This window comes from Pontiella sulfatireligans (assembly GCF_900890705.1).
Classification (GTDB): domain Bacteria; phylum Verrucomicrobiota; class Kiritimatiellia; order Kiritimatiellales; family Pontiellaceae; genus Pontiella; species Pontiella sulfatireligans.
The window spans coordinates 112,088-138,560 of sequence record NZ_CAAHFH010000003.1 but is presented as its reverse complement, the minus strand read 5'-3'; the positions used below and the strand labels follow the sequence as shown (position 1 = coordinate 138,560).

At 53.8% G+C, this 26,473-nt stretch carries 22 protein-coding genes and 1 pseudogene; 11 read left to right on the top strand and 12 right to left on the bottom strand.

The genetic code is table 11. The features are described 5' to 3' along the window. Positions 1 to 2: 2 nt before the first annotated feature. The 4 genes and pseudogenes from SCARR_RS25010 to SCARR_RS25000 all read right to left on the bottom strand — a co-directional run. Positions 3 to 1,559, bottom strand: a pseudogene (locus SCARR_RS25010) (BCCT family transporter); the annotation flags it as partial. Between the two features lie 12 nt (positions 1,560 to 1,571). Next, positions 1,572 to 1,790 (bottom strand): hypothetical protein, encoded by a 219-nt coding sequence (locus SCARR_RS28710; RefSeq protein WP_222846454.1) that lies wholly within the window; start codon positions 1,788 to 1,790, stop codon positions 1,572 to 1,574. A gap of 2,271 nt (positions 1,791 to 4,061) precedes the next feature. Continuing rightward, positions 4,062 to 4,529, bottom strand: coding sequence for a hypothetical protein (locus SCARR_RS25005; RefSeq protein ID WP_136064983.1), 468 nt, complete (start codon positions 4,527 to 4,529; stop codon positions 4,062 to 4,064). Between the two features lie 453 nt (positions 4,530 to 4,982). Next, positions 4,983 to 5,246, bottom strand: coding sequence for a hypothetical protein (locus SCARR_RS25000; RefSeq protein ID WP_136064981.1), 264 nt, complete (start codon positions 5,244 to 5,246; stop codon positions 4,983 to 4,985). Between the two features lie 203 nt (positions 5,247 to 5,449). Here SCARR_RS25000 and SCARR_RS24995 point away from each other — a divergent pair, with 203 nt between their 5' ends. Both SCARR_RS24995 and SCARR_RS24990 read left to right on the top strand, forming a co-directional pair. Further along, the gene (locus SCARR_RS24995) at positions 5,450 to 6,331 is read left to right on the top strand and encodes a site-specific integrase (protein ID WP_136060303.1); all 882 of its coding nucleotides are present in this window, start codon (positions 5,450 to 5,452) and stop codon (positions 6,329 to 6,331) included. Beyond that, the gene (locus SCARR_RS24990; protein WP_136060304.1) at positions 6,324 to 7,406 is read left to right on the top strand and encodes an IS91 family transposase; all 1,083 of its coding nucleotides are present in this window, start codon (positions 6,324 to 6,326) and stop codon (positions 7,404 to 7,406) included. The genes SCARR_RS24995 and SCARR_RS24990 overlap by 8 nt, the downstream gene beginning before the upstream one ends. 409 nt (positions 7,407 to 7,815) lie before the next feature. Here the strand turns inward: SCARR_RS24990 and SCARR_RS24985 are convergent, their stop codons facing one another. Continuing rightward, positions 7,816 to 8,181 carry a hypothetical protein gene (locus SCARR_RS24985; protein ID WP_136064979.1) on the bottom strand — a complete coding sequence of 122 codons (366 nt, stop codon included), beginning with the start codon at positions 8,179 to 8,181 and terminating at the stop codon, positions 7,816 to 7,818. 220 nt (positions 8,182 to 8,401) lie between these two features. On the opposite strand from SCARR_RS24985, the gene SCARR_RS24980 reads away from it, so the two are divergent. Next, positions 8,402 to 8,638: a hypothetical protein gene (locus SCARR_RS24980; protein WP_136064977.1), complete on the top strand. Its 237-nt coding sequence runs from the start codon at positions 8,402 to 8,404 to the stop codon at positions 8,636 to 8,638. A gap of 53 nt (positions 8,639 to 8,691) precedes the next feature. On the opposite strand, the gene SCARR_RS24975 is transcribed toward SCARR_RS24980, so the two are convergent. Further along, complete coding sequence (locus SCARR_RS24975; protein ID WP_136064975.1) at positions 8,692 to 9,915, bottom strand: hypothetical protein; 1,224 nt, start codon at positions 9,913 to 9,915, stop codon at positions 8,692 to 8,694. Between the two features lie 425 nt (positions 9,916 to 10,340). Between SCARR_RS24975 and SCARR_RS24970 the strand changes: the two genes are divergently transcribed. Then, positions 10,341 to 11,618, top strand: a complete 1,278-nt coding sequence (locus tag SCARR_RS24970; protein WP_222846453.1) for an integron integrase — start codon at positions 10,341 to 10,343, stop codon at positions 11,616 to 11,618. Positions 11,619 to 12,261: 643 nt separating this feature from the next. Here SCARR_RS24970 and SCARR_RS24965 read toward each other — a convergent pair. Continuing rightward, positions 12,262 to 13,806: a glycine--tRNA ligase gene (locus tag SCARR_RS24965; RefSeq protein ID WP_136064973.1), complete on the bottom strand. Its 1,545-nt coding sequence runs from the start codon at positions 13,804 to 13,806 to the stop codon at positions 12,262 to 12,264. 125 nt (positions 13,807 to 13,931) lie between these two features. Between SCARR_RS24965 and SCARR_RS24960 the strand changes: the two genes are divergently transcribed. Then, on the top strand, positions 13,932 to 14,306 hold the full coding sequence (locus SCARR_RS24960; protein WP_136064971.1) for a hypothetical protein: 375 nt from the start codon (positions 13,932 to 13,934) through the stop codon (positions 14,304 to 14,306). On the opposite strand, the gene SCARR_RS24955 is transcribed toward SCARR_RS24960, so the two are convergent. From SCARR_RS24955 to SCARR_RS24940, 4 genes are all read right to left on the bottom strand, one after another. Further along, positions 14,303 to 15,865 carry an MFS transporter gene (locus tag SCARR_RS24955; protein ID WP_136064969.1) on the bottom strand — a complete coding sequence of 521 codons (1,563 nt, stop codon included), beginning with the start codon at positions 15,863 to 15,865 and terminating at the stop codon, positions 14,303 to 14,305. The genes SCARR_RS24960 and SCARR_RS24955 overlap by 4 nt on opposite strands. A 242-nt stretch (positions 15,866 to 16,107) precedes the next feature. After that, positions 16,108 to 16,839, bottom strand: a complete 732-nt coding sequence (locus SCARR_RS24950; RefSeq protein WP_136064967.1) for a TlyA family RNA methyltransferase — start codon at positions 16,837 to 16,839, stop codon at positions 16,108 to 16,110. A 17-nt stretch (positions 16,840 to 16,856) separates the two neighbouring features. Continuing rightward, positions 16,857 to 17,267, bottom strand: a complete 411-nt coding sequence (locus tag SCARR_RS24945; RefSeq protein WP_136064966.1) for a type II toxin-antitoxin system VapC family toxin — start codon at positions 17,265 to 17,267, stop codon at positions 16,857 to 16,859. Continuing rightward, complete coding sequence (locus tag SCARR_RS24940) at positions 17,264 to 17,485, bottom strand: DUF6364 family protein (RefSeq protein WP_136064964.1); 222 nt, start codon at positions 17,483 to 17,485, stop codon at positions 17,264 to 17,266. Before SCARR_RS24940 ends, SCARR_RS24945 begins: the two co-directional genes overlap by 4 nt. A 313-nt stretch (positions 17,486 to 17,798) precedes the next feature. Between SCARR_RS24940 and hemW the strand changes: the two genes are divergently transcribed. After that, complete coding sequence (gene hemW / locus SCARR_RS24935) at positions 17,799 to 18,962, top strand: radical SAM family heme chaperone HemW (protein WP_136064962.1); 1,164 nt, start codon at positions 17,799 to 17,801, stop codon at positions 18,960 to 18,962. Between the two features lie 110 nt (positions 18,963 to 19,072). Next, on the top strand, positions 19,073 to 19,303 hold the full coding sequence (gene rpmB / locus SCARR_RS24930; RefSeq protein ID WP_136064960.1) for a 50S ribosomal protein L28: 231 nt from the start codon (positions 19,073 to 19,075) through the stop codon (positions 19,301 to 19,303). A gap of 72 nt (positions 19,304 to 19,375) precedes the next feature. Here the strand turns inward: rpmB and SCARR_RS24925 are convergent, their stop codons facing one another. Beyond that, positions 19,376 to 21,781, bottom strand: coding sequence for a hypothetical protein (locus tag SCARR_RS24925; RefSeq protein WP_136064958.1), 2,406 nt, complete (start codon positions 21,779 to 21,781; stop codon positions 19,376 to 19,378). 202 nt (positions 21,782 to 21,983) lie between these two features. Here SCARR_RS24925 and SCARR_RS24920 point away from each other — a divergent pair, with 202 nt between their 5' ends. The 4 genes from SCARR_RS24920 (at position 21,984) to aspS (ending at position 26,344) form a co-directional block, all read left to right on the top strand. Continuing rightward, positions 21,984 to 22,628 carry an efflux RND transporter periplasmic adaptor subunit gene (locus tag SCARR_RS24920; RefSeq protein ID WP_136064956.1) on the top strand — a complete coding sequence of 215 codons (645 nt, stop codon included), beginning with the start codon at positions 21,984 to 21,986 and terminating at the stop codon, positions 22,626 to 22,628. Positions 22,629 to 22,776: 148 nt separating this feature from the next. Then, positions 22,777 to 23,058 (top strand): HU family DNA-binding protein, encoded by a 282-nt coding sequence (locus tag SCARR_RS24915; protein ID WP_136064954.1) that lies wholly within the window; start codon positions 22,777 to 22,779, stop codon positions 23,056 to 23,058. Between the two features lie 166 nt (positions 23,059 to 23,224). After that, positions 23,225 to 24,466 (top strand): histidine--tRNA ligase, encoded by a 1,242-nt coding sequence (gene hisS, locus SCARR_RS24910; RefSeq protein ID WP_136064952.1) that lies wholly within the window; start codon positions 23,225 to 23,227, stop codon positions 24,464 to 24,466. Between the two features lie 78 nt (positions 24,467 to 24,544). Then, a complete protein-coding gene (gene aspS, locus SCARR_RS24905; protein ID WP_136064950.1) occupies positions 24,545 to 26,344 on the top strand; it encodes an aspartate--tRNA ligase in 1,800 nt (599 codons plus the stop codon). Positions 26,345 to 26,473 lie beyond the last annotated feature (129 nt).

The window sequence follows — 26,473 nt, the reverse complement described above, 5'->3', positions numbered from 1 at the left end:
TACTACCCCTCAGATTCATTATTGTCGGCCCACTCTTCAATCGCCCCGTCCACCCGGTGCTTTTCCCTTGCAAGCCCCAGCTCCTTTTGCACCCGGTCTTCAATAAACAGCTCTTGTTTTAAGCCGACGTAGAGCGAATAGATGGTGCACAGAAGGACGACCGCAAACGGGAGCCCGGTGATGAGCGATGCGGTCTGCAGCGTTTTCAGCCCTCCGCCGAGTAACAATACTGCGGCCACGACGCCTTCCATGACCGCCCAGAAAACGCGTTGCGGAATCGGGGAGTCGAGCTTCCCGCCAGAGGTCAGGTGGTCGACCACCAGCGAGCCGGAATCGGAGGAGGTTACAAAGAAAATAGTGACGAGCACGATGCCGACCATGCTGAGAATCTGGGTGAAGGGAAAGTGTTTCAGCATGTCAAAGAGGGCCGTGGCCACATTGTCGTTAACGGCAGCCGAAATGTCCGCTGCACCACTGAGTTGCAGTTCAAGTGCGGCGCCGCCGAGTATCGACATCCATACAAAAGAGAGCAGCGTGGGAATAACCATCACTCCAAGAATGAATTCCCGTACCGTGCGCCCCTTGGAAACCCGCGCAATAAACATGCCGACAAAGGGTGACCAGGCAATCCACCAAGCCCAATAGAAGACCGTCCATGAGCCCTGCCAGTTGCTCTCCCGGAAGGTTTCAGTCCAAAGGCTGATTTCCGGCAGTTTCGTTAGATAGTACCCAAAGTTCTGGAGAAGGCTCCCCAGCAGATAGACCGTGGGGCCGAGGAGGAGGATGACGAGGATGAAAATGCCGGCAAGCCCCATGTTCCACTTGCTTAACCGCTTGACGCCGCCGTCGAGACCGGCGACTACGGACAGCGTGGCAATAAGGGTAATCACGGCAATCAGAACAATCTGGACGGTGCTGCTGATGTTGATGTCGAAGAGATAGTTCAGGCCGGCGTTCACCTGTTGTACGCCAAGCCCCAGCGATGTTGCGAGGCCCGCTAGTGTGGCCAGCACGGAAAGTACGTCGATCAGGTTGCCCCAAAATCCGTAGATACGGTCGCCGAGAATAGGATAGAAAATCGATCGGATGGTGAGCGGCAAGCCGTGGTTATAGGAAAAAAACGCGAGGCCCAGCCCGACAATGGCATAGATGCCCCATGGGTGGATTCCCCAATGGAAAAAGGTGGTCGCCATCGCCGCCTGTGCTGCTTCGGGCGTGTTGCCCTCAACGCCGCTGAACATCGGAGAGGGGGTTTGAAGGTGGAATATGGGTTCACCCACACTCCAGAACATGAGTCCAATGCCCATGCCCGCGCTGAGCAGCATGGCCAACCAGGCGCCCGTGCTGAACTCCGGTTTGGCATCATGGCCGCCAATTCGAATGCGACCCATCGGGCTGAAGGCAAAGTAAGTCGCGGCTAAGACAAATATATTTGCCGACAGGATAAAGAACCAGCCGAAGGTTCTCGTCGTGAAGGCGAGGGTCCTGTCGATGATTTCGCTCGCCTGATCCGCAAACATCAAGGAGGCGAGAATAAAAACCGTCAGCACGGCAATGGAAAAAAAAGTAACCTAGGGGTGTATGTCAAAACCAAAGCCTTTGATGTTGCGGTCGCCCGGTTCCCTTTTTTCCGCGTCATCATAGAAGGCAGCCGTCGGCTCAACCTGCAGGCCTTTGATTTTTTTGCGCTCCGTGATCGCCTTGCGCCGCGCCTCTTTTTCGACCAGCTGAAGTTTCCGCGCGAGTTCCTTCTTCTCGCGCGCCGCCTTTTCATCGCTTATATGAGACATGAATACCCTTTTTGTCGTGTCGTGTTGCTTGAGGCCGCGCAATCTAGCAAGCATCAAGCAACCTCACAAGGAGTTTCGGGGAACGGTGTTCAAGGCGAGTGGAGGGCTGGCGTCCTCGCCGGCCATGGGCGCTGCGGGCAGTGATCCTCCTGCTCAGCCGCAACGCGGCTGGAAGTCGCCTACAAAAAAAAGCCCGCCGGTGAGGGTGGGCTTCGTGGCGCCGGTTCAGACCCTGGAACGGCAACAGCTTGCTCCAGCTTCAGGATCTCAGGGCATCTTCCTGATCAGGGGAGGGCGAGGCGCCGTCCGAGCCGGCACGCGGGAGGCTCCGACGCCACGAAGTTCGGCGGGAGCGGCCTTGGTGGAGAGAAAAGGGGCAGTCCTTTTCTCATAATCCTAGAATTGATCCACCGAATCTGTAATCTGCGCGATCCAAAAAAGAGGTTTAAGCCAACTTGTTAATATTCAAGGACTGACCCCTTTTTTCTCAACCTCACAAGGAGTTTCGGGGAACGGTGTTCAAGGCGAGTGGAGGGCTGGCGTCCTCGCCGGCCATGGGCGCTGCGGGCAGTGATCCTCCTGCTCAGCCGCAACGCGGCTGGAAGTCGCCTACAAAAAAAAGCCCGCCGGTGAGGGTGGGCTTCGTGGCGCCGGTTCAGACCCTGGAACGGCAACAGCTTGCTCCAGCTTCAGGATCTCAGGGCATCTTCCTGATCAGGGGAGGGCGAGGCGCCGTCCGAGCCGGCACGCGGGAGGCTCCGACGCCACGAAGTTCGGCGGGAGCGGCCTTGGTGGAGAGAAAAGGGGCAGTCCTTTTCTCATAATCCTAGAATTGATCCACCGAATCTGTAATCTGCGCGATCCAAAAAAGAGGTTTAAGCCAACTTGTTAATATTCAAGGACTGACCCCTTTTTTCTCAACCTCACAAGGAGTTTCGGGGAACGGTGTTCAAGGCGAGTGGAGGGCTGGCGTCCTCGCCGGCCATGGGCGCTGCGGGCAGTGATCCTCCTGCTCAGCCGCAACGCGGCTGGAAGTCGCCTACAAAAAAAAGCCCGCCGGTGAGGGTGGGCTTCGTGGCGCCGGTTCAGACCCTGGAACGGCAACAGCTTGCTCCAGCTTCAGGATCTCAGGGCATCTTCCTGATCAGGGGAGGGCGAGGCGCCGTCCGAGCCGGCACGCGGGAGGCTCCGACGCCACGAAGTTCGGCGGGAGCGGCCTTGGTGGAGAGAAAAGGGGCAGTCCTTTTCTCATAATCCTAGAATTGATCCACCGAATCTGTAATCTGCGCGATCCAAAAAAGAGGTTTAAGCCAAATTGTTAATATTCAAGGACTGACCCCTTTTTTCTCAACCTCACAAGGAGTTTCGGGGAACGGTGTTCAAGGCGAGTGGAGGGCTGGCGTCCTCGCCGGCCATGGGCGCTGCGGGCAGTGATCCTCCTGCTCAGCCGCAACGCGGCTGGAAGTCGCCTACAAAAAAAAGCCCGCCGGTGAGGGTGGGCTTCGTGGCGCCGGTTCAGACCCTGGAACGGCAACAGCTTGCTCCAGCTTCAGGATCTCAGGGCATCTTCCTGATCAGGGGAGGGCGAGGCGCCGTCCGAGCCGGCACGCGGGAGGCTCCGACGCCACGAAGTTCGGCGGGAGCGGCCTTGGTGGAGAGAAAAGGGGCAGTCCTTTTCTCATAATCCTAGAATTGATCCACCGAATCTGTAATCTGCGCGATCCAAAAAAGAGGTTTAAGCCAACTTGTTAATATTCAAGGACTGACCCCTTTTCTGGAATATTATTTCTTCCATTTCTATTTCTCGTGTCGAACGTCTGCGATGAGGGGCGAGCAAAGGCGCAACTTGCTAAACCTCATCAATTAAATTTTTGGCGCCTTTGCCTCGTACCTCTCGATTGCCTGGTTGGGGTATTATTGCCATGTAAGTAAACTAATTGGGTAATTGATTATTGTGAATATTATAAAAGCAATGGTTTGTGTAAAAACAAAGCCTTTCATGCTTTTGAACTTTGAAAATTTGAGTACAGGTAAAAATACAAGGAGAGCCATACTTACTGTTATCGCGGGGAAGAATATGAAATCATTTCGGAACCAGTTACCCACGACATCCTCAAGTATAGAGGAAAGAATTATTGGAATTCCTGTATATATACTGAAGAAGGTTGTGTTCATCCATGAGCCAAGATAACCATCCCAACAGCAGGCGAATGAGAAAATTAAGACAACGAGTAGGTAGATGTTTTGGTTTTTATTTTTCACTGATGAGACTTACTTTTTAACCTTCATTTCATGAGTTATTATTTTCAATTCGCTGAAATCGTTAAAGTTAAATCCTTCTTCAAGCAGGATTCCGGTTTTCTTCGAGACCTCTTCAGGAGAGCCCTTGAAATCCCAATGCAAAACAAAGTTTCCCTCTTTTTTATCTCTCAGGTCCAAATCATTTTGAACCGATACATTTGTTAGTTGCTGTTCTCGGGCTTTGTCGAATTCAGAGAGCATAGAGAAATATGCTTCTATCTCATCATCATTAATATTAAACCACAGCTTAGTTTTTGAATGAGGGTGCTCGATAATCATGAAGGGGTGGTGATGTTCGCTGCTTTGCAGTCCCTCGATGTACTTTGAGAACTCAGAATGTTTGAAGGATTTTTCTTTCACATAATGAGGCGATACTTGGATGAATAGCCAGCAACAGGCGATCATTACGAGGTATATTGCTGGAATTTTATATATCATTATTTTTTATGTCCCCAACGTTTGAGATGAGGCTGAGTGCGAACAAACTTTGCCTGACTCGACGGGCGTTGTCACGATAGCCTCAATTGACTGGTTCAAGTAAGCCGCTGCGCGGCAGTTAAACAATCCCTGTTAATCATATAGCTTCCACTCTGAAAGAGGACGTATTCAGCGTCCTCATAACAGAGCGAAAGGAAGCTGATATGAACAACAAATTACAAAATAAGATGATAGAGGACATGCAGCTGGGTCCGGGGTCAGTCCTTGAATTTTAACATTTTCTGCTTCAGCGTCCATAACTCCCCCTTGGTTGCGCTCTCCATTAATTTAATGTTTCTCGAAACACTGCTCGGATGCCCCATCGTTAACAAATCTGATATCCAACTATTTTTAACGCATGTATTTCGGCGGATTAACCAAGCAATTGCCATTTTTTTTGGCCCCTTTTGAATGTTAATATTCAAGGACTGACCCCTTTTCTAGTTCAGATGTAGAATCTATCTCAAGTTCTATATCCCACGACTGTTTTATTCTTCTCCACAGATCAGATTCTAAATTGATGGTTTCTTTTAACTGCGAGAAATTTTTAGAATTCCATGCGTCTATATTTTGCATGACAACCTCTTTGAGTTCGCCTTGCAGTTTATCGTGCGCAGACTCACGGACTGTGCATCCAGACAGAAACATTATTCCCATTAATATTATGATGTGTTTCATATTATTTCTATCCGTCGAACGTTAAACGTGAGCCTGAGTGGATTGTGGTTCAACTTTGTCAACGGGCGTTGTCACGATAGGCTCCAAGTTCTGGTTCAAGTAAGCCGCTGCGCGGCAGTTAAACAATCCCTGTTAATCATATAGCTTCCACTCTGAAAGAGGACGTATTCAGCGTCCTCATAACAGAGCGAAAGGAAGCTGATATGAACAACAAATTACAAAATAAGATGATAGAGGACATGCAGCTGTGTGACTACAGCGATCGTACACAAAAATCATACTCGCGCGCGGTGCGCCAACTCTCCAACTTCTGGCATGTGCCGGCAGAGGAGATCGCGGAACAGCAGGTGCGTGAATATTTCCTGTATTGTAAAAATGACCAGGGCTGGAGTGCATCGACGATGCGCATTGCCTACAGCGGGATTAAGTTTTTCTATACCCACACTCTCCCGATGGACTGGGAGACGCTTCGGCTGCTGAAGATCAAGCGCCTGACTACGCCGCCGACGGTTCTTAGCATTAACGAGGTCCGCCTGATTCTGGGCGCGGCACGTACGCCTCAGGCCCGCGCGTTTCTGGCCACGGTGTATTCGTGCGGCCTGCGTCTGCAGGAGGCACTGAACCTTACGGTTCATGATATCTGCAAAGAACGCATGACACTCCATGTCCGCCAGGGCAAGGGCGGGAAGGACCGCTATATTCCTTTGCCGAAATCCACCTATAATCTGTTGGTTGAATATTGGAAAACACATCGTAATAAAGCCCTGCTTTTCCCGGCGCTTGGCCGTGATGGTAAAAAGGGACGCACGGCGACCACGCCCATGGCCCGCTCGTCGGTTCAGCAAATGATGCGCCGGATTCTTAAAGAGCTCCCCAAGATAAAAAAACACGCTACGCTTCATACGCTGCGGCACTCCTATGCCACGCATCTGATCGAGGCGGGCGTTAACCTGCGCATTGTTCAGCAGTATCTCGGTCACAGCTCCCTTGAAACCACCATGATCTATCTTCATGTCACCGACATGGGCAACAGTGATGCCGCCGCGCGCATCAACCGCCTGATGGGAGGGCTCGACGATGCCTAATCCCATTCAGAACCTTTTCCAGACTCACGGCGCGGCCTATCTTGCGCGCTTCGGTGCGGACATGCCCTCAAATCATCGGAAGGTGATCCGGGCTATCCGCAACTGCGGCACCGGTGCTTTCGGCCAACATTCATTTTCGTGCGACGGTTGCGGCGAAAGCCACTATGCCGACAGCTCCTGCGGCAACCGGCACTGTCCGACCTGCCAGGCCGGAAAGTCGGATGAGTGGTTGATCAAGCAGCTTGAGAAGGCGCTGCCGGTTAATTATTTCATGATCACCTTCACCGTGCCCAAGGAACTCCGCTCGCTGATCCGGTCCAACCAAAAGGCGGCTTATTCCGCGCTCTTCAAAGCGGCCTCCGGCGCTCTGAAAAAGCTGGCGAAAGATCCGCGCTTTGTCGGATGTGAAACCGCCGGGTTTACCGGCATCCTGCACACGTGGACGCGACAGCTTGAATACCATCCGCACGTGCACTTCATCGTGCCCGGCGGCGGGCTCTCAAAAGACGAGACCGAATGGAAAAGCTCCGGTGCTGAGTTTTATATCCATGGCAAACCGCTCTCGATAATCTACCGCGCCAAGTTCATGGAGCTGCTCAAACAAGAAGGGCTCGCCGCGCCGCCGTGCGTGTGGAACCCCGACTGGGTTGTCGATGTCCGCAACGTCGGCAACGGCCAGCGGGCGCTCAAGTATCTCGCGCAATATGTCTTTCGCGTGGCCATCGCGCCGAGCCGAATCATCCGCGTGGCCGACGGCGAGGTGACCTTCAAATACAAACCTTCCGGTTCCAAAGCCTGGAAAACAATGAGCCTCAAGATTTTCGAGTTCATGCGGCGCTATCTTCAGCACGTCCTGCCGCACGGGTTCATGAAGGTGCGGCACTACGGATTCCTCGCGTCCAACTGCCGCGTACCGCTCGAGCGGATTCGCGAACTCATCTGCGCGCTCTATGAGATTCTTGTCGAGTTGCTGCCCCCCGGGAAACCACCGCACCGTAAACCCTGGAAATGCAAAACCTGCGGCGGTCTCATTCGCTGGCGTGAGTTTATCCCGTGTCCGCGCGGCACGGGCTAGTAGACCGACTGTTTCAGCCCGCAGCCGGGACGGCCGCGACACGATAAAGGCCTCCCGCTTCCAAGCTTTGGAAGCGGCAACGCAGCGGTCTGTCCAGACGTTTGAAAAATGGAAAAACAGTCGAAATTCAGGATAAAAAAAGAGAGAAAGAAGCTCGGAAAACGATACCTGCACTCGCAGGCATCCTCTTTTCCTCATAACGAATAACGAATAACCGATACCAGCGGCAAAGCCGCTTAAGCATTGCCCTATATATAAGGGGGCCCCTTCCTCCACGGATGATCAAGCGCGTCTCCGACGCTTTAATCATGCCGCCTCTCCGCAGCTTACATGAACCTGACAATGATGCTGATCGTTCCCTTCGTGCCTCAGTACAGATCACTTCATTGCTTTATTGTTAGCGATTTTTTCATTTTAGTTCCCGATAAGTAATTCGCTCAAAAATATTCCCAACAATAAATATCCCAATTAGAGAGCTGTAAATTAGAACTTTCTTGAGTTCTTCAAATGATGGGCTTATCCAAATCATTGAAAGTAAGGCGATGTAAAATACGATCATTAATCCTGTCAGGCCTGATTTCCCGACTTTGGAAAGTGAAAGATAATCTCTTAAAATGAAATAGGATGAAACCACGAATAATATTGAACCAATTATAATGGCTGGTGTGCCTTCAATGGTGTTCACAAATTGAGAGGCTGATTGATTTCTTAAAACAAATATTCCGGCTGTTCCCATGAGGAAGTATCTAGGAATTATGGATTGACCTTCATTCATTTTATTTATGATCCGCTAACGTTACGGGTGAGCCTGAGTGGATTGTGCTTCAACTTCATCGACGGGCGTTGTCACGATAGGCTCGACCTGCTGGTTGGGAAATATTTTCATTTTTTACGGTTAAAAACTTAACGGAATATTATTCGATGCTGAGATCAATAACGTAATCAACACATCTATAATTATGGAAGCTATAGGCCATCTTTTGAGTGCTAAATTTATGACTGCAGATATACCTATTCTTCCCAGTACAGCCACTGCAATTGCGATGAAATATGGTGCAGGAATCAATAAGGAAGAGATAACTCCTGCATATTCCATAAAGCAAAAATCTATTGATTCCCCTCGCATCGTTAATGCGATGATGAAACTCACAAAAAAAGTTACAGCAAGCTGGATAATGAATATTTTCTTTTTCATGTGTTTTAGTTTTATCGCATCCCAACGTTCAACATGACCCGCTCGGGACTCCAACGTTGACCGGATCACCGGGCGTTGTACCGAGTAGGGTCAATGTTCTGGTTCTCTTGTTTGTTCTTTCCAGTCAGGACCTGCCAAAGAAAGTACAGATGGCGCACTCCAGCTTGGTCTGTCGAAATATATGATCTCTTTTGTTTTGGTGTTGAGAAAGAAAGAGGTGCATTCAGGTGAATTCGGAGTAATCCAAAACTCTGTCCAATCACGAAGCTTCTCTTCTGCCAGTTCAGCTCTCTTGACTTTTTTATACTGATTCTTGAGATGCTTTGTATTTTTGTGAAGTAAGTCCTCTTGAAGATACAGCACTAGTTGGGCCTGTGATGTTTCCCCTTCAAAACGATGCAATATGTACGGATGTGATAAGGCTGTTTCAAAAGCATTGTCAATTTCCGAGGGGGTGATGGAAGTCCTTACAACTCCTCCGTCATGAATGGGCAGTGTCATTGAACCGATACAGACGTGCGAATATTTTTTCTTTGGACGCAAATGCGTTTCCCAAACGGGGTCTTTGTAATGAACGTCAGACATCTCTCCCTCGTGCGCTTCAATAAAGTAAAGGGTGAAATGTTCCTCATACGCATCTTGGAAGTCGGATTCTGATAAGATCCCGATCCCGCTAATATTTTTTCTGGCCAACTTTTCATGACTGGCCTCAGTAGGAGACTTGGCATTGACATCTATTCCAACATCTACGATTTCTCCTGTTTCATAATTAAACCTGTAGGCTGTTTTATCAATCATGACCAAATGAAAGTAGGAACGATATTCAAATCCATTGGGTTTGGACTGGGATCTAGCTTTCCACTGGTAGTGGGAGACGGAGTGCTCAAGACTGTTTGTATTCTTTATGAGTTCCTGAACCTGATACTCCTTTAACAACTCTCCGCTTTCGTAAAAGGCAATAGCTAGATCAGTGAACCCCTTTTGGTCGCTGGCCCATGGTCCATAGCGAACGAAGTATTTTCCATCGTCAGATATTTCTCCCCCGAAGGCGTACCAACCTTCAACACGCCACAATTCCTCGAAACCTCCGCTATCATCAATTTTATAAGCAATCCCGAAAGCTTCTCTGTCTACTACCAGACTTCTGTCATCGTTTTCCCAATGGAATTTCTGAGGAACCATCTTGAACAGTATCTTTTCATTTTTTGAAGTGGTCACCCATGGATATGGAGCTGCTTCACTATCGGCATTGGCAATTCCTTGCAAACAGAAGAGCAAAGACAGTGATGTAATTATTGTTTTGTATATTTTCATTTTACTAAGAGAACGTTAATTAGAAGAGCCTCTTAATTTCCGGTTTTGGCATCTTCGCTGTCTGGCTCTCTTGCGACATCAAACTACCGTCCTTGGTTTTTTTTTAGCGAAGCATCGACGTTTTATGCTTCGGCAGGAGGCCCGTGCTCCTTCTCTTTAAATGCATTTCATTTGAATACAGCGTAATTTTTTGGAGATAAAACTTCAAATACTTATTGCCAGAAAGTATATAAATTTTGTTCCGGGCGAATAAGACTGTGGATGGATATGATCTTAAAAACCGGAAATAGCAGGGTTATAAGAGGCTCTGATAATCCTGTTCAAATATCGGTGAACAGGTCGGTTTTGGGGCGAAAAGGCTCCTAAAACCACGTATATCGGAGATTATAAGAGCCTCTTATAATCTCCGAAACAAGGAGCAGTCGATGCAATATATTGATCTCAAGGAGTTTGAGGATTTCTTGAAGTTGAGAAATCTCGTCGAAGAGAAGTATCGTTCGTACTATGTGGGCTGGGTACGGCGTTTTCTGTTGTCGGAGTTTTCCGCTGAGGAGCTTTCGGGGCGGGATCAGGTGATGTGCTTTGCGGATCAACTTGCGCGGGATGGTTCGGTGGAGGAGTGGCGGCAACGGCAGGCCGCACAGGCGGTGAAACTCTACCTGAATGTTTATCTTCCCGAGGCCAACGGGCACCGCCCTCCGCTGGATGCCGCGCCTGCGGTTCCGGCCGGTGAACCGCTGCCGGCGGAGGCCGGCGAGACGGCCTGCAGGATGCGCGAGCTGCTGCGGATCCGGCATTATGCCTACCGGACGGAGCAGACCTATCTGGAATGGGTGGCCCGCTATTTCAGGTATGTTTCCGATCAGGGGTTGGACTGGAAGGCGACGGGTTCGATGCGTAGTTTCCTCTCGCACTTGGCACTCCGAAGAAATGTGGCATCCTCCACGCAAAATCAGGCCTTCAGCGCATTGATGTTTTTGTTTAAGGATACGCTCAAGATTGAGGTTCCTGAGGTGGACGCGGTGCGCGCCCGGCGAGGCAAGCGGCTGCCGGTTGTGCTTTCGGTGGATGAGGTGAAGCGGCTCCTGAATGAAGTGGAAGGGACGAAGCAGCTCATGTTGCGCCTGACCTATGGCGGGGGGCTTCGGGTCTCCGAGACGATTCGGCTGCGGGTGCAGGATCTGGATTTCGAAAATGATCTCCTTTTTGTGCGGAGCGGCAAGGGGGATAAAGATCGGGCGACGCTGCTTCCGGATTCGCTGACGGCTGATCTGAAGGAGCATCTGAAAAAGGTGAAGGATTTGCATGAGCGAGATCTGAAGAAGGGTTTCGGGGCGGTTTATCTTCCGGGCGCGCTGGATAAAAAATATCCCAATGCTCCGCGCGAGTTCAAATGGCAGTATGTGTTCCCGGCAAAAAACCTTTCGGTGGATCCAAGGTCTGGAAAAACACGGCGGCATCATGTGAGCGAAAAGGTGATGCAGGGGGCGTTATCGAAGGCGGTTAAAGCCGCGGAGATTTATAAGCACGCCACGGTTCATACGCTGCGCCATAGTTTTGCGACGCATCTTCTGATGGGCGGTACGAATATTCGGGAGGTGCAGGAGTTGCTGGGGCATAAGAGCCTGGAAACCACGATGATTTATACGCATGTGGTGAAGGAGATGAGCAGCAAGCCGAAGAGCCCGCTGGATTTGCTCTGAGCGTGACGAGTGACGGGTGAGGCGTGAGCAGCTGCTTCCTGCTCACGCATATTCAGCCTAAAGGCTGTGGACTACATGCCTTCTTCATTGTCCTCGTTTTAGTACCCCCGCCAGCTGTGCTGGATTTTTCATGAACAGGGTTGGAGGGCGAGGCTCTGTCCGAGCCAGCGCACGGAATGGCGATGACGAGCTGGAGCGAAGTGGAGCAGCAATTCTAATTGTGGAGCAGTAACGCCGGAACTTAGGCGAAGCCGTAGATCCGGCAGCCGCAGCCACAGAGCTTTTGCCAGACCTACGCCATCAGAATGGCTAAGTTCAGGCGGCACCTTTTCGCCATGTCCCAAAATTAGAATTACTGGAAGCGGAGGCATTCGACTTGACGAGTGGGGCAGGTAAACCTGGAAACGGAAATGAACCGCACAAGAACGACCAGGCGGGAGTTGTTGCCACCGATAAACTCGGATGACAGAAGTAGATAGGTAAATTTCTGAATTATTCCGTCAAGTGAGTGCCTTAACTCTCCGAGCCGTCCGCCCGTGCGCAATGCGGGTGGCCGAGTCCTCCGCATGGCGCGCTCGGCGAGCACGCCCTGCCAAACAAAAAAGCCCGCCGTTGCGGGCGGGCTTTTCCAGGGATTGAAACCTTAGAAGTCGACGATGTTGGCGATGTAGGCTTCCAACTCGGCGATGGGCAGGCGGATCTGCTTCATGGTGTCGCGGTCGCGGATCGTGACGCAATCGTCTTCTTCGATCGTTTCGAAGTCGACCGTGACGCACAGCGGCGTTCCGATCTCGTCCTGACGGCGGTAGCGGCGGCCAATGGCGCCGGTTTGGTCGTAGAAGCATTTCCAACGCTTGGAAAGCTGCTCGTAGAGTCCGCGGGCTTTTTCAACCAAGGGCTCCTTGTTTTTGACCAGCGGCAGGATGGCCACCTTGTACGGAGCAATGCAGGGCGAGAAGCGCAGCACGGTGCGGGCTTCGTAGCCTTCGGGGGCACGTTCAACGCCGACTTCGGCCGTGAGGACTTCGCCGCCGTCTTTGCCTTTTGGAATCCATTCGATGCGATAGGCTTCGCACAGCAGCGCGAGGGCGATGCGGTCGACGCCGGCGGACGGTTCGATGACGTGGGGAATGTAGGTTTCCTTGGTCGCTTCGTCGTGGTATTCGAGTTTTTTGCCGCTGGTGTTCTGGTGCTGGGTCAGGTCGAAGTTGCCGCGGGCGGCGATGCCTTCGAGCTCCTGCGTGCCAAACGGGAAGTCGTAGAGAATATCGGTGCAGGCGCTGGCATAGTGGGCGAGGGCGTCGCCTTCGTGGATGTCGCGGTGCATGCGTCCTTCGGGGAGGCCGACCTTTTCGTACCACTTGAGGCGCTCGGCGACCCAGTATTCATGCTGCTCGGCATCGGTGCCGGGCTTGATGAAGAATTCGAGTTCCATCTGTTCGAACTCGCGCGAACGGAAGGTGTAGTTGCGCGGGTTGATTTCGTTGCGGAACGCCTTGCCGATCTGCGCAATGCCGAAGGGCACCTTGTTGCGGACGGTGGAGCAGACGTTGCCGAACTGGGCGAAGATGCCCTGCGCGGTTTCGGGGCGGAGGTACGCCACATTGGAGCTTTCTTCGACGGGGCCGACGTAGGTTTTGAACATGAGGTTGAACGCGCGCGGCTCGGTGAGGGTGCCGGGTTCGTTGGTGTCGGGGCCGACGAGCTTGGTGTAGGCTTCGAGCGGAATGTCGAGCAGGGCGACTTGGTCGTAGTCGGCGGCGTTGCCTTTCGCGACCTTCTTAACCTTTTTCTCGGCCGGGGCCGGTGCGTTTTCGTGGAAGGCGAACATGAGGGCTTCGGCGTCGGTCTTGTGCTTGAGCACGAAGATTTGGTCGGCGCGGTAGCGGCTCTTGGTTTCGCGGCAGTCGAGCATCGGATCCTTGAAGTTGCCGACGTGGCCGGACGCTTCCCAGACGCGGGGATGCATGATGATCGAGCTGTCGAGGCCAACAACGTCCTCGCGCAGCTGCGTCATGGATTTCCACCAGCAGGCCTTGATGTTGCGCTTGAGCTCTACGCCGAGGGGGCCGTAGTCCCAGAAGCCGTTAATGCCGCCGTAGATTTCCGAAGTCTGGAAAATGAACCCACGCCGCTTGCAGAGACTCACAAGGGCGTCCATCGTTACGTGATAGTCGTTTGCTTTCATAAGCCGGCGAGAATGCCCAAGGCGGTTGGGGGGGTCAAGCAGAACAAACGCAAGAAAAGCGTGTACAAGGGCGCCAAACTCCATTACTTCAGTAGGCCATGAAAGATTTGGAAACACGCAGATCGATGCCGGCCGCATATGTGGCGACCGCTTTGGTGGTTGCACTGTTTATTTTCGAGGCGGCTGTGATTGGCGGGATCGTGGAGCTGAAGGCGTCTACCGTCGGCCGTTTTGCGCCGTGGGCCTATGAACCCTATCTAAAGCTGGTCGGCGAGCATCCCGATTCGCTTCCAAGGCAGGCTCCTCAGGAGCGCGATGAACCGGAGCCCGAATCTACGATGTCTGGCTTGCCGGGGTTGGAGGGCGGTGCGCTGGGAGGGCTTTCGGCCACGAACGCCGCTCCGATTGTTATCGAGCCGAGCGAACAGCTGCAGGATGAACCGGCGGAAGCCGTCGTTGTGCCGGCGGTGGAAGCCGACGACGACATTCCGGTGGGCTAGCCGTTTTTTGGACGTTTTTCTTCCTGCTTCTTTTTGACCTTTTCCACCGACTCCTTGCCGGCGCGGCTGGCGGCTTCCACCGTCTCCTTTACAGCGCGGATGGCGATGGTGCCGGTTTTCTTGACTGTATTGACCGCCACCGTGCTAGCGGCGAGGTTAAAGTTGTAGGCGTTTCGAACCGAGCGCAACGGGGTAAAGACGAAAATATCAGCCAGCGCTTTTTCCAACGGCCATTCGCCGTCCTTTTTCTGAACCTTCATCAGCAATGGGAGCATCACCAGCCAGATCAACAGGGCATGAAGCAGCAGGATCACATGGAAGTAGGAAAACGCGGTGCCGCCGTAGAGGGTGATGTTGAGCGGGTGCGCGGTGAAGAAGTTCTTGATCCATCCGCCGGTAATCGGCCCGGCCGAAGAAAGAATTCCGACGAGCGACCAGTGCACGGCCATGGCCATGGTGCGGCCCTGAGCGGGCGCGAGGGTGGAGAGCAGGTTGAGCTGCAGCATGCCGACCGCGGCATAGACCCCGCCGGCGAGCAGCGAGCTGATGCAGAGCATCATGACCGGCTGGGGCACGGTTCCAAGAATGGGGAGCAGGCCGGTTGCGCGGCCGTTCAGGAAAAACCAGACGCCGCTGAAGAGCGGGATGGCCACCACCATGGCGAGGCCGTAGGTGCGCAGGCCTACGCGGTCGATCAGGCGGCCGCCGATGAAGCTGGAAACCACGCTGCTGACCATGCCGGCCAGCTGGATGGCGGAGAGGTGGGTGTAGGTGATGCCGAACGTGGTTTTCAGGTAGACGTTGAGAAACGGGCCGAACAGTCCGAGCCCGAAAAACCAAATGCACATGGAAAGCGTGAAAAAGAGAAAGTCGCGGTTTTTCAACGGTTGAAGAATACGTTTCGTCGGCGAGAGGGTTCGGTTGGCCGGGCTCGGCGGTGGCTCCATCACAAACCAATGGACCACAATATCCATGATTCCCATGAACGAAGCAAAAATCAGCAGCCACCCGAAGCCAGCCATGGAGTCGTCAGGGAACATATCCAGAAACCAGCCGGTCAGGGCGACGCTGACGACGCTGGCAATCATGGACAGGCCCTGCCGCTTTGCCCAGAAGCCGGCCCGAACCTTGTCGGGAATCAGGTCGGCCATCCAGCTGAACCAGACGGGCCCGCTAGTTTGAGCCAAAAAGCTGAATACGCCGATCGCGGTGAGCGTCAGCCAGATCATCGGCGACTGCCGGTCGGGGAAGAGCAGCAGATAAATGCCGGGAACCGCAATGGCCGCGCGGGCGGTGATGGTGGTGGAGGCCCAGAAAATTTTTCGGCTGGCGAGCCGCTCCGTGAAGAATGCCGCCGGAATCTGGATCAGCATGCCCAGCTGGAACAAAGTGGCCGTCAGTCCGATGGCGATGCCTCCGGCGCCCAGCTTTTCGAGCATCAGCGGAATCGGCCCGTTCTGGACGATCATGAAAAAGAAGACGCCGATGGCGCCGGCTAAGGAGCTATTGCGAAGCGACTTGCTGATTTCCTGCTGTGGGATGGACTTGGTTTCTGGCATGGCGATTTCCTGCGCCCGGGGTTCTTTTTCCCGAGCGCCGCAGAGTGAGCCTGAAAGTAAGGGGCAACGCAATCCAGTTTTTCAGAAAAACACCGAAATAATCAGACCTGCCAATGCGCAGGAAATTTCTGTGCGGGCGAGAGGTGGGCAGAATAATTTCCTTTGCGCATGGGCAGGAAAAATTATTTTGCCACCCAATTATTCTGCCTGAAATCCAAGAGGAGCAGCCGCTTTCTGGATGGTCAAACTTCCCAATAGGCGAGGAATTCGACGTTTCCGGCGGGGCCGGTGATGGGGGAGGTGGCGAGGCCGAGCCATTGGAAGCCGAGCTCTTGGGTGCCGAATGCCTTGACCTTTTCGATGACTTCTTCATGGATGGCGGGATCGCGCACGACGCCGCCTTTTCCGACCTGGTTCTTGCCGGCCTCGAACTGAGGCTTGATGAGCGAAATAATATGCCCACCGGGTTTCATAAGGCTCTTAAGCGGCGGGAGAATTTTGGTCAACGAGATGAACGAGGTGTCGATGCTGCAGAAGTCGCCCGGCTCGGGAATGTCGTCGGTGGTGATGTAGCGCGCGTTGGTGTTTTCCATCACGACCACGCGCGGATCTTTGCGCAGCTTGTAGTGCAGCTGGTTGGTGCCGCAGTCGACGGCATAAACCTTGACCGCACCGTGCTGGAGCATGAAATCGGTAAAGCCGCCGGTGGACGAGCCAATGTCGAGGCAGACGGCGCCTTCTAGCTTAAAGCCAAACTGCTTGTGCGCGCCCTCGATCTTAAGGCCGCCCCGGCTGACATATCTTTCTTTCTGCTTCACAAAAAGGGTCGCGTCGTCCGGGTATTGATGCCCCGGCTTGTTGGCCGGCTGCTCGTTGACGCGCACCATGCCGGCGCGGATCAGGCGCTGCGCCTGCTCGCGGCTGTCGGCCTGATTGTTTTGCACGAGGAGTTGGTCGAGTCGTATTTTGGGCATTGAGGAAGGGGCCTTGACTATTGAATTAGGCTAAGCGCCTCTTTGGGCGACTTTGCTTTGATTGGCGATTTAACGTAGTCGCGCAGGTTTCGTGTGGCAATGATCTCCGCACCGCAGGCCAATGCCGAGGCGGCCTGCATGGCATCTTCAAAATCCTTCATGTTGAGGGATAGGGCACGCTGCATGTCCGTTGTGGAAACCGGTGCGATTTGGATGAAAGAGAACAGGTCGGCCAGAAAGGCGCGCACCGTCTTGTCGTTTTGGCTGGATGCGCAAATGTAGTAGAAGTTCGATATCGAATGCCACGCAACAAATCCCGTTGCACGGCCCTGTTGGAGCAGATCCATCAATTCGCCGGCCGGTTCCGAAAAAGGAGGGCGGTCAAGAGCAACGTCCAGCAGCACATCCGTATCGACGAGAATTTTCATAGATATTTTTTCGCGAGCTGCTGGAAACGCGCATCCTTTTTCTCGGCCACTTCGATTTTTCCTTTCCACTGGCTGGAAAAGCTTTCGGGTTGGCCGCTGGTGAGTTTGCGGAGCGATTCCTCGATCAGGCTCGACAGCGAGCGGTCATGCTGCTGTGCATAGCGTTTTGCTTTTGGGATGAGCGCATCATCCATCGTGACGGTGAGTTTTGTTTTCATGGCATACGTATAGTTGCGAGAAGATACGTGTGCCTCAAGCGTAAAAAGTCAGTTATTTGTTATTTGTTATTGGTTATTAGGAGCTAAGAACACACTCTGAGGGCAAGTTCAGCGAAGGCAATACCCTCGGGTGGCTCTGCATCAGAGATTGAATGGCAACAAATTAATGAAAAGCAGCGAATCCAAACCGACGGAGAATTCGTTGCTTTACATTCATTAGCTGCTAAAAACCCTTTGTCGTTGCTTGGAAGCAAGCAAGCGCCTGCCAAAGAGCTGGACTGTAAGATCCTAACGAATAACCATTAACCTACTCATGACCGGTCTTTACATCCATGTTCCTCTTTGCATTTCGCGGTGCCGCTACTGCGATTTCTATAAAATGACGCCCGATGAGTGGGACAACGTCGCTTTGTTTCTCCATTGCCTGGATGTCGAGCTGGGGCGGCTCCCGGCAGATTTTGCGCCGGACACCGTGTTTATTGGCGGCGGCACGCCGACGGCGCTGGAGCCGGCTGACTATGCCAAAATGCTGGAATCCATCCGCCGGCACATCAACCTGTCGAACGTGGTCGAGTTTTCCAGCGAGGCGAATCCGGGAACCCTGACGCCGGAAAAGCTGGCGGCCATGCGCGACGGCGGGATCAACCGCGTATCAATCGGCGTGCAGTCGTTCAACGACAAGGCGCTGCGGCTGCTGGGGCGCATTCATGAATCGCAAGAGGCGATCGATGGATACTACATGTTGCGCGAGGCCGGGTTCGACAACGTGAACATTGACCTGATCCAAAGCATACCGGGAATGACGCCGGCCGATATATTGGCGGATGCCCGGATGCTGGCGGACCTAGGGCCGGAGCATGTTTCCTACTACAATCTGATTTATGAACCGGGCACGCCGATGACGCACGACCGCGATGCCGGGCGGATTTCGCCGCCGGGCGACGACGAAGAGGCCGACAATTATTTTGCCGTAAAGGCGCTGCTCGAAGAGGCCGGCTATGGCCACTACGAGATTTCCAATTTTGCAAAGAATCGGACACGAAGAGAGGCGGGCTCGGAGAGACGGCAGCGAAGTGACAACCGTTGCCTGCATAACGTGCTCTATTGGCAGGGCGGCGAATATTTTGGCTGCGGGCCGTCGGCCCACTCGCACTGGCGGGGCAGGCGGTTTGGAAACATTCCTGATTTGCAGGCCTATTGCGACCGCCTGCAACGGGACGAAAGGCCGTTTGACGAAGTGGAAACGCTTTCCTTCGAGGAAAAGGCTCGCGAAACCCTCGTGATGTGGCTGCGCATGACCGAGGGGGTTGATCTGGCCCGTTTTGAGTCGTTGACCGGCCATCATGCCGATGCGCTGTGCGGCGATGCAATCAAGTCAATGGAGGAGGAAGGGCTGCTCCAAAGAGGGGAAAACCGGCTGGCTTTAAGCCCAGAAGCGCTGTTTGTCTGCAATGCGGTTTTCTCTGAACTGGTTTGATGGGTATAAAAACCGCAGGTTTAGACTTGCAAAGCAGGCGGGAATGCTTAGATTTCCCTGCTCTTGTTGATCAGAGAGAATTTTGAAGAAACATTACCGAGGTATTTGAGATGGGCAGAGAATGTGCAGTTACAGGGAAGAAAACCATCAGTGGACGTCGTATCGTCCGTAAAGGTTTGGCGAAGAAAAAAGGCGGAATCGGTCTCCACGTGACCAGTGCAACCAAGCGCACTTTCAAGCCTAACCTTCAGCGTGTACGGGTTCGTGATGAAAACGGAGCCGTCAAGCGTGTATGGGTTTCCACGAAGGCCCTGCGTTCCGGCGCAGTGAAGAAAGCTTAGTTTCCCGCTTTATGGAAATGCCAAGCCGCCCTTTGCCGGGCGGTTTTTTTTGTGCCCGGACGAAAAGGGGTATTATTGCTGCCGTTTGTAGGCTTCATATTCCGACCGCTCAACATATCCGTTCCGATTTGTGTCTAGCTGATGGAAGTTGAAGCGGATCACCCCGCTGGCTTCGTCGCGCGATATCCGGCCGTTGCGATCGAGGTCCATAATCTTGAGAAACTGGTTGAAGCGGGCCCGGGTGGCACTGTCCTTCGAGGAGGTATTGAATCCTTTGAGCTCGGTTTGCCTGTTGGGGGTGTTGCCTCCGAATGGATCGTGCTTCAGATAAACCAGGTATTGCTGGACGACGGAAATGTTGCGTTTGGAGGTTTTTGAGCGGACGGAATAGGCCACAGCCAGTTTGAAGGGCTCGGTGGTGCTCAGCTTCCGGGCTTCGAGCAGGAATTCGCGCGGCTCGCTGTCGGTGGCGGCTTGGGTAATGCGCGGCGCAACATTGACGGAGGGTGCAACGGTGCTTCCGGGCGTTGTTTTGATGGAATATTTCAACGGGGTTTCCAGATTGTTCCAAGTCACTTGATAGATGGGGTCGATGTGGAAGCCGATATAGATTTTTCCGTTGCCGGTTTTCACCAGCTCTTCTGTGCCCTCGAAGCGCGCTTTTACATAGTGGGGGGCATCCGAATCAACCGGCGTAGCCAGCAAGGTGATGTAGCGGTTCCGCTTTGGATTGATTTCGATGCGGTCGACCAGTTTGGCTTGCGGCATTGAAACCGGTGCGATGTTCGGCTCGGGCAGTTGTTCGGGCTGGACGGAGACGGCTGGGGCGCCTACCCGTTTTTCGAGGGCGGCGTTCAGCGGTTTTATATCCGAGATAGAGCCCGCGTATTCTTCGAATCCGTTTTGGTTGTAGATCATGATGGCTCGTCCGGAGCGTACCTTAAGGCCCTTGGCCACTTGGTTGTCTATCGGGTCGGCCAGCCAGGGAATGCGGGTATTCAGGTGCTTGGCGGCCAGGGTGGCGTGGCGCAGACGTTCGAGGTCGTTGATGGGCTGCACGTAGCCATGGTTCTCGGGGTAGGCCAGATGGCGGTAGATGTAGAAAAAGTTTACGCCGTTGTCTTTGTAGCTAAGGCCGGAGGCTTCGATCTGGCGGGTGGCTTTGATGAAGTAGGGATCGGTCAGGTCGCCAAAAACGACCGCGGTGTATTCCGCCGCCGCCACAATGTTGCGCAGTTTGACTTTATTGCCGGATGCGTTGAGCACAAAGACATCGGGCATTTGGGTTTGGGGTTTAGGGCGGGCTTGCGCGGGCTTGGCTCTTGGTGCGGCCGGCGCGGCTTTTACGGGTTTTTGAAAGCCGGTTTTGGGCATGGATGTGAAATGCGCCATGTCAACCGGTCCGTCGGAGAGGCTGGATGTCTCATCAAACGCCGTCTCGGCCATGCCGGGCGCGCCCCGGTTTTTGGAAAAAGTGCAGGCCGAGGTTCTGATGGTTGATGCATTTTTTGCGCCGATGGCCCCCGCGCCCTTGGCCGAAAAGTTGCGGTTGAACGCACACTCCGAGAGCTGGGCCGAAGAATGGTGGAACTGTATGGCCGCGCCAGACTCTCGGGCTGAATTTTCATTGAAGGTGCAGTTGGAAAATCCAATTTTCGATCTGTCGTTGTTCTGTGCCCAGACACACACGGCCCCTCCATGAGCTTCTGTGGAGTTGTAGAGGAACACGGTATTCACAAAGCGGGTGTCGGTGCTTCCTTCCACCATAGCGGCTCCACCGTTTTCTTTTGAAAAATTGGATGAAAAGATGGAGTCTTCAATCCACAGCGTGGTGCGGTTTTGCGTCATGATTGCACCGCCGGTATCTGCGGAGTTGGCGTAGAAGGTGCAGTTATTGAATGCCGCCGAGGCGGTATGAAGCCGGATTGCGCCACCAACTTCGGCATGGTTCTTCTCGAACGTGCAGTTGGCGGCGGTGAAGTTTTGCGCTTTGTCGAGCAGCAGGCCGCCGCCTAGGGCATCAACCTCGTTTCCGTCGGCTTTGCCCCCTGTAATCCAAAAGCCGTCGATGCGGCAGTTGGACGCGCCGCGGAGCACGTGGTAGCAGTTGTCGTCGGCTGAGCCGATTTGGCCGATGTCGCCGCTGAGCACGGTGCGGTAGGCTTTGGGGTTGCGGGCGTCTCGTTCGGTTTCGTCTCCCCGGAAGCCGCCGTAGAGCTGAATGTCCGGCTTGAGCGCAAAGGAATGGGTCCGGTCTGTGCCGGCCGGCCGGTAAATGCCGGCCTTCACCCAAATTTCACCGCCTCCGCTGGCCGAGGCCGTGTCGATGGCATCCTGTACGCTAGGAAATGCATCCAGCCAAGAGCTGCCGGTTGAGGCGTCGCCCTGGAAGTCGCCGTCCACATGGAATACGGCGGCGTTTAGATAGGGTGCTGCGAGCAGCGCCATGCCGGTTATAATAAGTTTAAAGGCAGTCATTTTTTCGTTCAACGGTTAAAATTGAAATGAAACTAGCATGATTTAATCCAAGTGCTCAAACCAATAAGCCTGACCTGTTCCCCTGACCCGTTTCTTTCCTTTATTTCTTGGGTGCGGATGTCTTTGTGCCTTGATTTCGGGGTGGACAACCTTGGCGGTCTTTGTCATCTTCTCCCTTCTTTGCCAACAGGAGCAGCCAATAATGCCAGCTGAAAGGAAGTACAACATCAAGGGAACCAATGATTTTATTGTCCTTGCCGCCATCTTTTTTTTCCTCTGTCTGTGGGCGGTAAAGGATGCGTGGTTCCCGTCCCCGAACGTTATGGAAAAGCATCCGCGTGAGGTTGTGGCGGCTTTTGAAATCTCCGGCGCAATTGGCCAGATGCACGTTCAGGAAGGCGATGCGATTGGCGAAAAGCAGCTTCTGGCCGTGTTGAGGCGGGTTACTATGCAGAAAAAATTCGACATGGCTAAAAAGGGATATACCGAAGCCAAGGACCATCACGCCATGCTGGAGGCCGCCGTGCGCAACGCCGAAAAGAACGGCGCCTCCGACGGGGGCATTGCGGATTTGAAGAAAAACCTTTCTTCGACCGAAACCGCCATGAACGCGGCGCTGGCTGAGGTGACCGAGCAGCGGGAAATGCTTGATTCAACAGAGCTGAAGTCTCCGAGCAAGGGGGTGGTGAAGGAGCTGAAGGCCTTTACCCATAGCCAAGTGGACGCAGGCGAAACCGTTGTGGTGATCAATCCCAAGGATCATTTTTACCTCTTCAACAAAAGTCTGGCCATCTTCAGTTTCTTCGCGTTCTGGATTTTTCTCGGAATCCACGTTCTCGCGCGCTGACCAAATTCATCTGCCAAATTCATCTAATCCACTAATAATGATCGGATTAGCTTGACCGCAAAACGCGGCAGACTATTATCCGTGCTTCATTTTTTGGAAAGCAGTTTTCCCTTTTATTGAACCGTTTAAAACTCAAGGAGATATATAAATGACTAAAAGAGATTTGGTAATGCGCATTGCAGACGAAACCGGCCTGATTCAGCAGGATGTTTACGCCGTTATTCAGAAGAGCCTCGACTACATTGTTGAAGCGCTCGAAAACGAAGACACGGTTGAGTTCCGCAACTTTGGCGTATTCGAAGTCCGCGAGCGTAAGCAGCGCATTGGCCGCAATCCGAACAAGCCTGAAAACGTAGTGACTATTCCGGCGCGAAAGGTGGTCAAGTTCAAGCCCGGCAAGATCATGCGCGAGCGCATCACCGGCAAATAACCCGATTGGCGTTGCCAAACAGGAAACGCTAAATCCCAATTCCGAAATGCTAAACAAATTCAAATTGGAAAATCCAAAGGCAGGAAACAGGGTGTTTTTGATTTTGAGGTTGGGTGTTTTGAGATTTGCTTAGGATTTAGAAATTAGAATTTAGGATTTTAATCAAATGGCAAGTAACGAGTTCCAGCCCCTGCAGGGCATGTCCGACATCAATGCGCCGGAAATCTATATCTGGCGGATGATCGAGGAAAAGGCGCGCACCATCTTCAACAGCTACGGCTATGAAGAGTTGCGCACGCCCGTGCTTGAAAAACTTTCCGTCTTCAAACGCTCCATCGGCGATACGACCGATGTGGTGAAGAAGGAAATGTATGCTTTTAAGCCGGGTAAGCACGATATTGCGATGCGGCCCGAGGGCACGGCTGGAACGATCCGCCATTTGGCCGGGCGTGGTGAAGAGGGGCTGAACGCCCGCGTTTTCTACATTGCGTCCATGTTCCGCTATGAGCGCCCGCAGGCTGGGCGCAAACGCCAGTTTCACCAGATTGGCGTTGAAGCCACCGGTGAGGCGAATCCCTTGGCCGATGCCGAGTGCATCGCCCTCCAGCAGCACCTGCTCGAAGAGTGGGGGCTGCACGGCTCGAAGATTCAAATCAGCACGCGCGGCATGCCGTCCGACCGCAAGCCCGTTGCCGATGGACTGCGCGCGGCGTTGCAGCCGCACCTCGCTGAGCTGTGCGACGACTGCCAGCGACGCATCGACGAAAACGTGCTGCGCGTCATTGATTGCAAGAACGAAAGCTGCCAGAAGATTGTCGATCAGATTCCCACCGCCATCGAATTTATGAGCGAGGGGTCGCGCACTTATCTCGACCAAGTGATTCAGGCATTGGAAATTATGGACATCGAGGTGGAGGTCAACCCCAAGCTGGTGCGCGGGCTCGACTACTATGTGCACACCGTCTGGGAAATCACCCATGGCGCGTTGGGTGCGCAGAACGCCATCGCCGGCGGGGGGCGCTACGAAATCGCCCTCGGCAAGAAAGCCGTGCCCGGCGTTGGATTCGCCATGGGCATGGAACGCGTGATTACATCGCTTGAAGCGTGCGGCATCACCGCCGATCAGTTTGCTCCGAAAGGCGGCGTGTGGCTGGTGTCGCTCGGCGAAGCCGCGCTGGCTGAAAACATGAAGCTCGCCCGCAAACTGCGCGCCAAAGGCGTGCGATGCGGCATGGAGCTAGAGGTCAAAAGCATGAAGGCGCAGATGCGCAAAGCCAACCGGAGCGGCGCAGAAAAAGCCATCATCCGCGGCGAAGACGAACTCGCCGCCGGTACCGTTGTTGTAAAGGACATGAACGAAGGTTCGCAGGAAGAGTTGAGCCTTGAAGACGTAATCCGTGATGCGTGAAACGTGAGCCGTGACTTCCAATCTCTGGAAAATCACGACTCACGCCTCAAGCGTCACGCCCAAATTTAGGAGAAGCACATGCACAGATACAGAACACACAATTGCGGCCAACTTCGAAAAGAAGACGTTCACCAAATCGTTAAGCTTTCCGGTTGGGTGCACAGCGTGCGCGACCACGGCGGCATCATTTTTATCGACCTTCGCGACCACTACGGCCTGACCCAGATCGTGGTCGATCCTATGCAACCGTTCTACAAAGGCGTTGAGCACTGGCGTGTTGAAAGCACGATTTGCTTCACCGGCCAGGTTGTCGACCGCATTCCGGACGCCATCAACCCGAAGCTGCCTACCGGCGACATCGAAGTGGTGGCCCGCGAAATGGAAACCCTCGGCGAATCGCAGGTGTTGCCTTTCCAGGTTTCCAAAGACGAAGAGTGCAACGAAACGCTTCGACTGGAATACCGCTTCCTCGACCTGCGCCGCGAAACCCTGCACGACAACATTGTGCTGCGCTCCAAGGTCATTTCCCGCATGCGCGAATTGATGACTGGCGAAGGCTTTATGGAAATCCAGACGCCGATCCTCACCAGCAGCTCGCCTGAAGGCGCCCGCGACTACCTCGTGCCGAGCCGCATCCATCCCGGCAAGTTCTACGCGCTGCCGCAGGCGCCCCAGCAGTTCAAACAGCTGCTCATGACCTCCGGCTTCGACCGCTATTTCCAGATTGCCCCGTGCTTCCGCGACGAAGACGCGCGGGCCGACCGTTCGCCGGGCGAGTTCTACCAGCTCGATATGGAAATGGCCTTCGCCACTCAGGAAGACGTCTTTGAGGTGAACGAGAAGGTGCTGCACAAAATCTTCACCGAGTTTTCCGACAAGAAGGTCGATGACATTCCGTTCAAGCGCATTCCTTATTTGGAAGCGATGGACAAGTATGGTTCCGACAAGCCCGATCTGCGGAACCCGCTTATTATTCAGGATGCCTCCGAGCTGTTCCGCAACTGCGACTTCAAGGCCTTTGCCGGCGTGGTTGCTTCCGGCGGCGTCGTCAAGACCATCGCCGCCAAGGGCTGCGCTGAAAAATCGCGCAAGTTCTTCGACGACATGATCAAGTTTGCCCAGAGCGTCGGCTCCAAGGGCCTCGGCTATCTGCGTTGGATCGACGGCGAAGTTCAGAGCCCGATTGCGAAGTTCCTCTCCGAGGAAACCATGAACCAGCTCAAGGAATTGGGCGGCGTGGGCGACGGCGACGTGATGTTCTTCATTGCCGACAAGGAAAAGGAAGCTTCCCTCATCGGTGCATGCGTTCGCGATGAACTGGGGCAGCGCCTTGAACTTATTGATCCGGACGTCTTCAAGTTTTGCTGGATCGTCGACTTCCCGATGTATGAGCTCGACGACGAAGGCAAGGTTGAGTTTTCCCACAATCCGTTCTCGATGCCCCAGGGCGGCATGAAGGATATCGACGAGAAAGATCCGCTCGACATCCTCGCCTACCAGTACGACATTGTCTGCAACGGTACGGAGCTCTCCTCCGGTGCGGTGCGCAACCACAGCTCCGAGCTGATGATCAAAGCGTTCAACATTGCCGGCTACGACCAGTCGGTGGTTGAAGAGAAGTTCCCGGCGCTGCACCGCGCGTTCCAGTATGGCGCACCGCCGCACGCCGGCATTGCTCCGGGCGTTGACCGCATCATCATGCTGCTGGCCAACGAGCCGAACATCCGCGAAGTCATTGCTTTCCCGATGAACCAGAAAGCGCAGGATCTGCTGATGGGCGCTCCGGGCGAAGTGGAGTTCAATCAAGTCCGCGACCTGCACCTGCAGATCAAACTGCCGAAGAAGGTCGAGAAGGAAGCCGAAGCCTCCGAGGAATAAAGAAAAGTTCTGGAGAGCGGAGACCGCGTCTCCGCTTCTCTGCGCAAGGGGAAGCGCCGACGGTGTCGGCGCACTCGAAAGCGCTACGCGCAAACCGTCCGTTTATACCCGGGCGGTTTTTTTGTGGCT

Bases quoted from the DNA above. Each gene is read 5' to 3' on its own strand.
- SCARR_RS25000 (WP_136064981.1), bottom strand. From the start codon at position 5,246: ATGAAACACATCATAATATTAATGGGAATAATGTTTCTGTCTGGATGC.
- SCARR_RS24960 (WP_136064971.1), top strand. From the start codon at position 13,932: ATGCCGGCCGCATATGTGGCGACCGCTTTGGTGGTTGCACTGTTTATT.
- SCARR_RS24975 (WP_136064975.1), bottom strand. From the start codon at position 9,915: ATGAAAATATACAAAACAATAATTACATCACTGTCTTTGCTCTTCTGT.
- SCARR_RS24940 (WP_136064964.1), bottom strand. From the start codon at position 17,485: ATGAAAACAAAACTCACCGTCACGATGGATGATGCGCTCATCCCAAAA.
- SCARR_RS24945 (WP_136064966.1), bottom strand. From the start codon at position 17,267: ATGAAAATTCTCGTCGATACGGATGTGCTGCTGGACGTTGCTCTTGAC.
- SCARR_RS24985 (WP_136064979.1), bottom strand. From the start codon at position 8,181: ATGAATGAAGGTCAATCCATAATTCCTAGATACTTCCTCATGGGAACA.
- aspS (WP_136064950.1), top strand. From the start codon at position 24,545: ATGCACAGATACAGAACACACAATTGCGGCCAACTTCGAAAAGAAGAC.
- SCARR_RS24920 (WP_136064956.1), top strand. From the start codon at position 21,984: ATGCCAGCTGAAAGGAAGTACAACATCAAGGGAACCAATGATTTTATT.
- SCARR_RS24990 (WP_136060304.1), top strand. From the start codon at position 6,324: ATGCCTAATCCCATTCAGAACCTTTTCCAGACTCACGGCGCGGCCTAT.
- SCARR_RS24955 (WP_136064969.1), bottom strand. From the start codon at position 15,865: ATGCCAGAAACCAAGTCCATCCCACAGCAGGAAATCAGCAAGTCGCTT.
- rpmB (WP_136064960.1), top strand. From the start codon at position 19,073: ATGGGCAGAGAATGTGCAGTTACAGGGAAGAAAACCATCAGTGGACGT.
- SCARR_RS24980 (WP_136064977.1), top strand. From the start codon at position 8,402: ATGACTGCAGATATACCTATTCTTCCCAGTACAGCCACTGCAATTGCG.
- SCARR_RS24965 (WP_136064973.1), bottom strand. From the start codon at position 13,806: ATGAAAGCAAACGACTATCACGTAACGATGGACGCCCTTGTGAGTCTC.
- SCARR_RS24950 (WP_136064967.1), bottom strand. From the start codon at position 16,839: ATGCCCAAAATACGACTCGACCAACTCCTCGTGCAAAACAATCAGGCC.
- SCARR_RS24970 (WP_222846453.1), top strand. From the start codon at position 10,341: ATGCAATATATTGATCTCAAGGAGTTTGAGGATTTCTTGAAGTTGAGA.
- SCARR_RS24925 (WP_136064958.1), bottom strand. From the start codon at position 21,781: ATGACTGCCTTTAAACTTATTATAACCGGCATGGCGCTGCTCGCAGCA.
- SCARR_RS24995 (WP_136060303.1), top strand. From the start codon at position 5,450: ATGAACAACAAATTACAAAATAAGATGATAGAGGACATGCAGCTGTGT.
- hisS (WP_136064952.1), top strand. From the start codon at position 23,225: ATGGCAAGTAACGAGTTCCAGCCCCTGCAGGGCATGTCCGACATCAAT.
- SCARR_RS25005 (WP_136064983.1), bottom strand. From the start codon at position 4,529: ATGATATATAAAATTCCAGCAATATACCTCGTAATGATCGCCTGTTGC.
- SCARR_RS24915 (WP_136064954.1), top strand. From the start codon at position 22,777: ATGACTAAAAGAGATTTGGTAATGCGCATTGCAGACGAAACCGGCCTG.
- hemW (WP_136064962.1), top strand. From the start codon at position 17,799: ATGACCGGTCTTTACATCCATGTTCCTCTTTGCATTTCGCGGTGCCGC.
- SCARR_RS28710 (WP_222846454.1), bottom strand. From the start codon at position 1,790: ATGTCTCATATAAGCGATGAAAAGGCGGCGCGCGAGAAGAAGGAACTC.